A 9,380-nucleotide genomic window follows, 5' to 3' on the forward strand; every position below is an offset into this window, starting at 1 on the left:
GCGCAGCTTATGCCACACGCCCGACAGGGTCATGATGCCGTTGATCGCGCCGCCCCAGCTGGGTGCCAGCAGGATCAGCGAGAACACCATGCCCACCGACTGCGCCCAGTCCGGCAGCGCGGTGTATTGCAGGTGGTGCGGGCCGGCCCACATATAGACCGCGATCAGCGCCCAGAAATGGACGATGGACAGGCGGTAGGAATAGATCGGACGACCGGCCTGCTTGGGCACGTAGTAGTACATCATCCCGAGGAAGCCGGCAGTCAGGAAGAAGCCGACCGCGTTGTGGCCGTACCACCACTGCACCATTGCATCCACCGCGCCGCTGTAGGCCGAGTACGACTTCATCAGGCTGGCGGGCATGGCGATGCTGTTGACGATGTGCAACAGCGCCACCGCCAGGATGAAGCCGCCGAAGAACCAGTTGGCGACGTAGATGTGCTTGACCTTGCGCCTGGCGATCGTGCCGAAATACAGCACCGCGTAGGCCACCCACACCACCGCGATCAGGATGTCGATCGGCCATTCCAGCTCGGCGTATTCCTTGCCCTGCGTGTAGCCCAGCGGCAGGGTGACGGCGGCCAGCACGATCACCAGCTGCCAGCCCCAGAACACGCAGGACGCCAGCTTGTCCGACAGCAGCCGGACGTGGCAGGTGCGTTGCACCACGTGCAGGCTGGTGGCGAACAGCGCGCAGCCGCCGAAGGCGAAGATCACCGCATTGGTGTGCAGCGGGCGCAGCCGCCCGTAGCCCAGCCACGGGATGCCCTCGCCGAGCGTGGGCCAATAAAGCTGAGCGGCGATGATGACGCCGACCAGCATGCCGACGATGCCCCAGACCACGGTCATCACCGCGAACTGGCGCACCACCTTGTCGTTATAGGTTTGGCTGATGGCCTGCATGCCTGCCTCCGGAAGTCCGCCGGCATGCTAGTGGCAGGGCGATCGCCGCGTCTTGATTTGGATCAAAATCCGCCCCGTGGCGGGGCCGATCCCGCATAATCGCGGCATGTCAGCAGAGCGCAGCGCAGCGATCCCCCTGGACCTGGCCCGGTTGCGTCGCAGCTGCGCCGAATGCTCGCTGCAACAGCTCTGCCTGCCGGCGGGGATCGATGGTGCCGACCTTGGGCGGCTGGACACGTTGACGCAGCGCCGTCGCAATCTGGCCCGGGGGGAAAGCCTGTTCCGCCCCGGCGACCCGCTGGATGCCGTGTTCGTCGCCAGCGAAGGCGCATTCAAGACCGTGGTCATCAACGAAGGCGGCGAGGAGCATGTGCTGGGCTTCCACCTGCCCGGCGAGTTGTTCGGGCTGGATGCCATCGGCAGCGGTCACCATCGTTGCGAAGCCGTGGCGCTGGGCGATGCCCGCGTCTGCGTGCTGCCGTTCGCCCAACTTGCCGGCGTGGCCGCGCAACTGCCCAGCCTGCAGCACCACCTGCTGCGGGTGATGGGGCAGAGCGCCGACCGCGACCGCGACCATGTCGAAGTGCTGTCGCGCCGGCAGGCCAGCGAGCGCGTGGCCCTGTTCCTGCACGGCCTGTCCGCACGCTACAAGCGGATCGACCGCCCCGCGCTGGACTTCCAGCTGCCGATGAGCCGTGACGAGATCGCCCGCTATCTGGGCCTGGCGCTGGAAACCGTGAGCCGTGGCTTCAGCCGCCTGCATGACGATGGCGTGATCGAAGTGCGTGGCCGCCGCGTGCAGATACTCGACCCGCAGGTGTTGCATGCAATGGCGAACGGTTGCGAGGCCGAGGAACCGCGCGGGCAGCGCAAGCCGGCGCGCGCGTAACACCACGCTGCTGGCGCGGATGGCATCGTCGCAGCTTGGGCGGATCGCCGCCGCCGCGACTTGATCCGGATCAAGTCGCGCTTATGTCTGCGTGGCTGCGTCGCGGGCCTCGTAGGCATTCACGATGCGCGCCACCAGCGGGTGCCGCACCACGTCGCGGGATTCGAAGAAGGTGAAGCTCACGCCATTCATGCCGCGCAGTACTTCCACCGCGTCCTTCAGCCCGGACTTCTGGTGCTTGGGCAGGTCGATCTGGGTCATGTCGCCGGTGATGACGGCGGTGCTGCCGAAGCCCAGCCGGGTCAGAAACATCTTCATCTGTTCGATGCTGGTGTTCTGCGCTTCGTCCAGAATCACGAAGGCATCGTTCAGCGTGCGCCCGCGCATGTAGGCCAGCGGCGCGATCTCGATCACGTTCTTTTCCAGCAGCCGCGCCACCTTCTCCACGCCCAGCATTTCATACAGCGCGTCATACAGCGGGCGCAGGTAGGGATCGACCTTCTGGGTGAGATCGCCGGGCAAAAAGCCCAGCTTTTCGCCTGCTTCCACCGCCGGGCGCACCAGGATCACGCGCTGCACCCGCGACTGGTTCAGTGCATCCACTGCCATCGCCACCGCAAGGAAGGTCTTGCCGGTGCCGGCAGGGCCAACGCCGAAGTTGATGTCGTGGGTGGCGATGGCATGCAGGTACTTGCGCTGGTTGTCGCCGCGCCCGCGCAAGGTGCCGCGCTTGACCCGCACGGCCACCTCCTGCGCCGCAGGATCGTTCGATGTTGCGGGCACCGGCTCATCGCCCACGAACGCGCCCAGCCGCAGATGGATGGCGTGCTCGTCCAGCGTCTCGTCCGCCGCTTCGGCATAGGTGCCGCGCAGGAACTTCTCCGCGCGCACCACCGCATCGGCGTCCTGTCCGGTCACGCGGAACACGTTGCCGCGATTGGCGATCTCCACGCCAAGGCGCAATTCGATCATGCGCAGGTGGGCATCAAACGGGCCGGAAAGGTTGGCAAGGCGTTCGGTGTCGTCGGGTTCAAGGGTGAAGTCGCGTTGGGGCATATCTCAATCTTCCTGCGTCGTCGCCAGATAACTTTCCAGAAGCGCCTGCAATTCCCGGCCGCGGTTGAAGCCGCGTTGCACGATCAAGCCGCAGGCAACCCTGGCCCGTTCGGCCTCCGTTGCATCAAGTGCAGATCGAAGCAGGCGCAGGTCGAGTCCATCCTGCGGGCGCGTCTGCGGGTCGTGCGATAGCAGTTTGAGCGCCACCAGATGGCCGACCCGGGCCACGCGAACGGCCGTTCCCGCGCCGATGTCGAGCTCCGCTGCTGCGGCAACGATGTCCCGCTCGATCCCCGACGAGGCGAACAGCAGATCCACCACCATGCCTTCCGCCGTTTCGCCGTGCGGCAGCAGTCTGGCGCTGGCCAGCCGATGGGTTGCCTTCTGCTCCACGGTCGCCAGTACCCGGTAGCCGTTCTGGCTCAGGCGGCGAACCAGCAACTCGGCATCGGCATCCGAATGCACGGCCACCGCCAGATCGACGTCCCGGGTGAAGCGCGGCTCGGTCCACGCGGAAACGGCCAGGCCACCGAGCAGTGCGGCGCGCTGGCCCTGATCTTCGAGGCACGCCAGCATTTGCGTCAGCGTGTCGAACAAGGGCATCAGCGCAATTGCCCGGCAACGCCCTCGGCATCTCCATCGGGTGCGCCGGGACGGGTGCGCAGCCATTCGGCCAGCCGGCGGTCGATCTCATCGCCATCCGCATCGTGGTTCGTCCGGCGCAATTGCGCGCGCTTCATGGCGACGCCGGTTTCGGACAGGGCCAGCGCGGTGCGCAACTTCCTTGCTGCGGAAAGCAGCGCATTCGACGCCAAGGATGAATCGGAAGCGGTCATGGGCCGAATATAGCCGAAAGGCGCCGGCCTCCCGCCCGTGCGGGAGTAACGGCGGCGGCATGGCTCAGGCCGCCGCCTCGTCCGCCATCGCCACCCGCCCGCGCAGCGAATTGGGCATCGCCTCGGTGACGACCACATCGACGAACTGGCCGACCAGCCGCGCGTGGCCGGGGAAGTTCACCGAGCGCATGTTCTCGGTCTTGCCGGTCAGTTCGTTCGGGTTCTTCTTCGACGGGCCTTCCACCAGCACCGATTGCGTGGTGCCGACCATCGCCTGCGAAATCTTCGCGGCGTTGCCGTTGATGTGTGCCTGCAGGCGTGACAGCCGCGCGTGCTTGGTTTCGTCGCTCACGTCGTCCGGCAGGTCGGCGGCGGGCGTGCCGGGGCGGCGCGAGTAGATGAAGCTGAAGCTCTGGTCGAAGCCCACGTCCTCGATCAGCTTCATGGTCTTGTCGAAATCGGCGTCGGTCTCGCCGGGGAAGCCGACGATGAAATCCGAACTGATGCTGATGTCGGGCCGCACCGCGCGCAGCTTGCGCAGCTTCTGCTTGAACTCCAGCGCGGTGTAGCCGCGCTTCATCGCGGCCAGGATGCGGTCGCTGCCGCTTTGCACCGGCAGGTGCAGGTAGTTGGCCAGCTTGGGCACGTCGCGATACGCCTCCACCAGCGAATCGCTGAACTCCAGCGGGTGCGAGGTGGTGAAGCGGATGCGGCCGATGCCGTCGATTTCGGCGATGGCGCGGATCAGCAGGCCAAGATCGGCGACTTCGCCATCCTCACCCAGCGGGCCGCGATAGGCGTTGACGTTCTGGCCCAGCAGGTTGATTTCGCGCACGCCCTGCGCGGCCAGGTCGGCCACTTCGACCAGCACGTCCTCGAACGGGCGGCTGATTTCGGTGCCACGGGTGTAGGGCACCACGCAGAAGCTGCAATATTTCGAGCAGCCTTCCATGATCGAAACGAAGGCGCTTGGCCCTTCGGCGCGCGGCTCGGGCAGGCGGTCGAACTTTTCGATTTCGGGGAAGGAGATATCGACCTGCGGCTGGCCGGACTGGCGGCGTGCGCGGATCAGCTCCGGCAGCCGGTGCAGGGTCTGCGGGCCGAACACCAGGTCAACATAGGGCGCGCGCTTGACGATGGCCGCGCCTTCCTGCGATGCCACGCAGCCGCCCACGCCGATCAGCACCGGGCGGTCGCCCTGCTTCAGCGCCTTCCAGCGGCCCAACTGGCTGAACACCTTTTCCTGCGCTTTTTCGCGGATCGAACAGGTATTGACCAGGATCACGTCAGCCTCGGAGACGTCCGTGGTCAGCTCCATGCCGTCGGCGGCAGCCAGCACGTCGGCCATCTTGGCCGAGTCGTACTCGTTCATCTGGCAGCCGTGGGTCTGGATGAACAGTTTGGGTGCGCCGGGCCGGGGCGTGCGTGCCACGGGCAGCGAGGGCAAAGGATGCAGGTCGGTCATGGTCGTGTCCGGGGCGCGGTGGATAGGCCGGGCCGGTCTGGGTGCGCGAGCTTAACAGAGCGTGCCTGCGTCACGTTAAGCAAAATCAAGGACTTGTCATCGGTATTTGAAGGGGGGAGACTGCGCGGCATGACGGGGAAGGGGACACTCCTGCTGTTGACGATGCTGCTGGCCGGGCCGGCGGTGGCGGGCAGTGTGTATCGCTGCGAAGGCGGCGATGGCGTCAGTTCCTATTCCAGCAAGCGCGTGCCGGGTGCCAAGTGCCGGCTGGTGGGCAGCTTCAGGCCGGAGCGTGCGTCCGCCCGCACGCCGCAGCCTGTGGCTGTCGCGCCTGCCAGTGTGGGAACGGCTGCCGTCACGGCGGAGCCACCCAAGGCGGTGCCGGTCGCGGCAACGTCTGCTCCAGTGCCGATGCCGGCTGCATCCGGCGCGCCGCGGCTGGTGCGCGGGCAGGTGTATTCCTACATCGGCAAGGATGGCGTGCGCACCTATACCAGCGCGCGTCCGCGTGGCGTGGCGGCAGCGTCCCTGCGCACCATCAAATACAGCTACATGGAAACCTGCTACGCCTGCGGCAGCAGGCCGGGTGTCAATTTCCGCACGCTGCGGCTCAACACCACCGCCTATCAGAACGAAATCCGCGCCGCCGCGCAGGCGCACGGGGTGGAAGAGGCGGTCATCCGCGCCATCATCCATGCCGAATCCGCGTTTAACCCCAATGCGCTGTCGCGGGTGGGCGCGCAGGGCCTGATGCAGCTGATGCCGGCCACCGCGCGCCGGTTCGGGGTGGGCAATGCCTTCGACGCCAGCCAGAACATCAGCGGCGGCGTGCAGTATCTGGCGTGGCTGCTCAAGCGCTTCAACGGCAACCTGACCCTGGCCGCTGCCGGCTACAACGCGGGCGAGGGCGCGGTGGACCGCCACGGCGGCGTACCGCCCTACAGCGAGACCCGCCACTACGTCGAACGGGTGGCCATCCTGGCCGATCGCTATCGCGGCGTCCTCAATCCGGTGGCCTCGCCGGTGCAGGGCGGATTGTCGGTTCGTTAAGCGTTCCGTTACACTTCCCCGTCTTTTGCGGCCGGCCAGCGTTCGCCAGCGCGTCGCCACCAGTCGCAGCCGTGTCTTAAGGTTTTCTTTCGGAGTGCGGGATGGCCAACGAAGAGGTCAATACTGGCAGGCGTCGGTTCCTCACCGCGACAACTGCGGTGGTGGGGGCGGTGGGTGCCGGGTTTGCGGCGGTGCCGTTCATCAAGTCGTGGAGTCCGAGCGCGCGCGCGCGCTTTGCCGGTGCGCCGGTCACCCAGGACATCAGTGCGCTGGCGGAAGGCACGCAGATGGTCATCAACTGGCGCGGCCAGCCGATCTACATCGCCAGGCGGTCGAAGGCGATGCTGGACGTGATGCAGACCCTGCCGCCGCTGCTGGCCGACCCGGATTCGAAGAATACCGACCAGCAACCGGCCTACGCGCAGAACGCCAGCCGTTCGATCAAGCCGGAAATCTCGGTGCTGGTCGGCGTCTGCACCCACTTGGGTTGCGCGCCCGAGCACCTGCCGGAGGTCAAGCCGCAGCCGTTCGATCCGGACTGGAAGGGTGGCTACTTCTGCCCCTGCCACAAGTCCCGCTACGACCTTGCGGGCCGCGTGTACAAGGCGCAGCCGGCACCGGCCAACCTGCCGGTGCCGCCGTACCACTTCGAGAACGACACCACGCTGGTCATCGGCGTTGATCCGCAGGGAGCCGCGTAAGCCATGGCGAACAAGATCACGCAAACCGTCATGAACGCCGCCAACGGCGTGATGGATTGGGTCAACGAGCGCGCGCCGGGCATGATGCCGGCGTACCGGAAGCACATGTCCGAGTACTACGCGCCGAAGAACTTCAACATCTGGTACATCTTCGGCGTGTTGTCGATCGTGGTGCTGGTCAACCAGATCCTGACCGGCATCTTCCTGACCATGCACTTCAAGCCGAGCGCGGCGGAAGCCTTCGGCTCGGTCGAATACATCATGCGCGACGTGGAGTGGGGCTGGCTGATCCGCTACATGCACAGCACCGGCGCATCGCTGTTCTTCGTGGTGGTCTATCTGCACATGTTCCGTGGCCTGATGTACGGCAGCTACCGCAAGCCGCGCGAGCTGGTCTGGCTGCTGGGCATGGTGATCTATCTGGTGCTGATGGCCGAAGCCTTCATGGGCTACGTGCTGCCCTGGGGCCAGATGTCGTACTGGGGCGCGAAGGTCATCATCTCGCTGTTCGGTGCCATTCCGATGATCGGCGGCGCGCTGACCGAGTGGATCATGGGCGACTACAACCCGGGCGATGCCACGCTGAACCGCTTCTTCGCCCTGCACGTCATCGCGATGCCGCTGGTGCTGCTGCTGCTGGTGGTGCTGCACATCTTCGCCCTGCACGAAGTCGGCTCCAACAACCCCGACGGCGTGGAAATCAAGAAGGGCCCGAAGGGCAACCGCTGGTCGGACAAGGCACCGGCAGACGGCATTCCGTTCCATCCGTACTACACGGTGAAGGACATGTTCTACGTCGCCTGCTTCCTCATCATCGCGGCGTTCATCATCTTCTTCGCGCCGGGCTTCGGTGGCTGGTTCCTGGAGCACGACAACTTCACCGAGGCCAATGCGCTGGTCACGCCCGCGCACATCAAGCCGGTGTGGTACTTCACCCCGTACTACGCCATGTTGCGCGTGGTGCCCTCGTTCTTCGGCATCAAGCTGTGGGGCGTGCTGGTGATGTTCGGCGCCATCGTGATGCTGTTCCTGCTGCCGTGGCTGGACCGCTCGCCGGTCAAGTCCTACCGCTACCGTGGCTGGTTCAGCTGGGCGATGCTGCTGATGTTCGCGTTCTGCTTCCTGTGGCTGGCCAAGATCGGTGCCGGCCCCGGTACGGATCCGGTGGAAACCATCATCGGCCGCGTGCTGACCTTCCTCTATTTCGCCTTCTTCATCACCATGCCGGTGTGGACCAAGCTCGACAGGACCAAGCCGGTGCCGGAACGGGTGACGATGCATGACTAAGAACTTCCTCTCCCGCGCCGCCGTGTTCGCGGCTGGCCTGCTCCTTGGCAGCGTGGCCCTGGCGAACGAGGGCGGCAACCTCCAGCAGGCCGGCACCGACCTTGGCGACAAGGCCTCGCTGCAGCGCGGCGCAGCCCTGTACATGAACTACTGCGGCGGCTGCCACTCGCTGAAGTACGTGCGCTACGCGCGTATTGCCGAGGATCTGGGGTTGTCCGAAGAAGACGTGCAGGCCAACCTCAACTTCACCGGCGGCAAGATCGGCGACCACATCATCTCGCCGATGAGCGCCGAGATGGGCATTGCCGCGTTCGGCAAGGCACCGCCGGATCTCAGCGTGATCGCGCGCGTGCGCGGCAGCGACTGGATCTACACCTATCTCAAGTCCTTCTATCTGGACGAGAGCCGCCCGGTCGGCTGGAACAATACCCTGTTCGCCAATGCCTCGATGCCGAACCCATTGTGGGAACTGCAGGGCTTGCAGCAGCCGGTGTTTGGCAAGAAGACCGAGACTGGCGAACTGCCGGTGGAAGGCTTCACCATCAGCCAGCCCGGCACGCAGGATGCGCACCAGTTCGACCAGACCGTGCGCGACATCACCGCGTTCCTGGAATACGCAGGCGAGCCCGCCGCGCTCAAGCGCGAGTCGCTGGGCGTGTGGGTGATCCTGTTCCTGGTGCTGCTCGCGGGTCTGGCGTGGATGCTGAAGAGTGAATACTGGCGGGATGTCCACTGACGCATGCAGCCCATGGTGCGGCGTCACGCGGAACGGAGCTTCACGACTGCCCGCATCGTGCGGGCGGCGCAATGTGACCGGCAAACCCGGTCCTTGGGGGGTAGGTCCTGATGATGGCTGTAAGTCCGCGCATGCGTAATGCCCTGACCCTGTTCTCGTCGGTCGATGACGTGCTCTGCCACCGCGTCCGTCTGGTGCTGGCCGCGAAAGGGGTCACCTACGACTTCATCGCGGTTGATCCGCAGAATCCGCCGGAAGACCTGATCGATCTCAACCCGTACCACTCGGTGCCGACCCTGGTCGAGCGCGATCTGGTGCTGTACGCCGCCAGCGTGGTCAGCGAATACCTGGACGAGCGTTATCCGCACCCGCCGCTGATGCCGGTGGAGCCGCTGGCATCAGCGGCGGGTGCGGATAACGCTCCTCCAGGTATTCGCTGACCACGCTGGCGGCGTAC

10 protein-coding genes and 1 pseudogene are annotated in these 9,380 nt (G+C 65.7%); 6 read left to right on the plus strand and 5 right to left on the minus strand.

Features of this window, described 5'->3' with window-relative positions:
- A partial coding sequence (locus QM612_RS07445) for a cbb3-type cytochrome c oxidase subunit I (protein WP_415253265.1) occupies positions 1 to 903 on the minus strand: 903 nt, incomplete at its 3' end.
- A gap of 106 nt (positions 904 to 1,009) precedes the next feature.
- On the opposite strand from QM612_RS07445, the gene QM612_RS07450 reads away from it, so the two are divergent.
- Positions 1,010 to 1,792, plus strand: a complete 783-nt coding sequence (locus QM612_RS07450; RefSeq protein WP_415253266.1) for a helix-turn-helix domain-containing protein — start codon at positions 1,010 to 1,012, stop codon at positions 1,790 to 1,792.
- Positions 1,793 to 1,873: 81 nt separating this feature from the next.
- Here QM612_RS07450 and QM612_RS07455 read toward each other — a convergent pair whose 3' ends face one another.
- From QM612_RS07455 to miaB, 4 genes are all read right to left on the minus strand, one after another.
- Entirely contained in the window at positions 1,874 to 2,848 is a 975-nt protein-coding gene (locus QM612_RS07455; RefSeq protein ID WP_415253267.1) for a PhoH family protein, read from the minus strand.
- Between the two features lie 3 nt (positions 2,849 to 2,851).
- Complete coding sequence (locus tag QM612_RS07460) at positions 2,852 to 3,451, minus strand: nucleotidyl transferase AbiEii/AbiGii toxin family protein (RefSeq protein ID WP_415253268.1); 600 nt, start codon at positions 3,449 to 3,451, stop codon at positions 2,852 to 2,854.
- Entirely contained in the window at positions 3,451 to 3,684 is a 234-nt protein-coding gene (locus QM612_RS07465) for a hypothetical protein (protein WP_415253269.1), read from the minus strand. The genes QM612_RS07460 and QM612_RS07465 overlap by 1 nt, the downstream gene beginning before the upstream one ends.
- 64 nt (positions 3,685 to 3,748) lie before the next feature.
- Complete coding sequence (miaB, locus tag QM612_RS07470; protein WP_415253270.1) at positions 3,749 to 5,149, minus strand: tRNA (N6-isopentenyl adenosine(37)-C2)-methylthiotransferase MiaB; 1,401 nt, start codon at positions 5,147 to 5,149, stop codon at positions 3,749 to 3,751.
- A 120-nt stretch (positions 5,150 to 5,269) separates the two neighbouring features.
- On the opposite strand from miaB, the gene QM612_RS07475 reads away from it, so the two are divergent.
- From QM612_RS07475 to QM612_RS07495, 5 genes and pseudogenes are all read left to right on the plus strand, one after another.
- Positions 5,270 to 6,199 (plus strand): lytic transglycosylase domain-containing protein, encoded by a 930-nt coding sequence (locus QM612_RS07475; protein WP_415253274.1) that lies wholly within the window; start codon positions 5,270 to 5,272, stop codon positions 6,197 to 6,199.
- Positions 6,200 to 6,300: 101 nt separating this feature from the next.
- A complete protein-coding gene (petA, locus tag QM612_RS07480; protein WP_415253271.1) occupies positions 6,301 to 6,900 on the plus strand; it encodes a ubiquinol-cytochrome c reductase iron-sulfur subunit in 600 nt (199 codons plus the stop codon).
- Between the two features lie 3 nt (positions 6,901 to 6,903).
- A complete protein-coding gene (locus QM612_RS07485; RefSeq protein ID WP_415253272.1) occupies positions 6,904 to 8,187 on the plus strand; it encodes a cytochrome b in 1,284 nt (427 codons plus the stop codon).
- Positions 8,180 to 8,923 carry a cytochrome c1 gene (locus tag QM612_RS07490; protein WP_415253273.1) on the plus strand — a complete coding sequence of 248 codons (744 nt, stop codon included), beginning with the start codon at positions 8,180 to 8,182 and terminating at the stop codon, positions 8,921 to 8,923. Before QM612_RS07485 ends, QM612_RS07490 begins: the two co-directional genes overlap by 8 nt.
- Positions 8,924 to 9,036: 113 nt before the next feature.
- Positions 9,037 to 9,380 (plus strand): annotated as a pseudogene (locus tag QM612_RS07495) (glutathione S-transferase N-terminal domain-containing protein); the annotation flags it as partial.

Source organism: Thermomonas sp. (assembly GCF_047606765.1).
Lineage (GTDB): Bacteria > Pseudomonadota > Gammaproteobacteria > Xanthomonadales > Xanthomonadaceae > Thermomonas.

Bases quoted from the DNA above. Each gene is read 5' to 3' on its own strand.
- QM612_RS07450 (WP_415253266.1), top strand. From the start codon at position 1,010: ATGTCAGCAGAGCGCAGCGCAGCGATCCCCCTGGACCTGGCCCGGTTG.
- QM612_RS07455 (WP_415253267.1), bottom strand. From the start codon at position 2,848: ATGCCCCAACGCGACTTCACCCTTGAACCCGACGACACCGAACGCCTT.
- QM612_RS07460 (WP_415253268.1), bottom strand. From the start codon at position 3,451: ATGCCCTTGTTCGACACGCTGACGCAAATGCTGGCGTGCCTCGAAGAT.
- QM612_RS07465 (WP_415253269.1), bottom strand. From the start codon at position 3,684: ATGACCGCTTCCGATTCATCCTTGGCGTCGAATGCGCTGCTTTCCGCA.
- miaB (WP_415253270.1), bottom strand. From the start codon at position 5,149: ATGACCGACCTGCATCCTTTGCCCTCGCTGCCCGTGGCACGCACGCCC.
- petA (WP_415253271.1), top strand. From the start codon at position 6,301: ATGGCCAACGAAGAGGTCAATACTGGCAGGCGTCGGTTCCTCACCGCG.
- QM612_RS07485 (WP_415253272.1), top strand. From the start codon at position 6,904: ATGGCGAACAAGATCACGCAAACCGTCATGAACGCCGCCAACGGCGTG.
- QM612_RS07490 (WP_415253273.1), top strand. From the start codon at position 8,180: ATGACTAAGAACTTCCTCTCCCGCGCCGCCGTGTTCGCGGCTGGCCTG.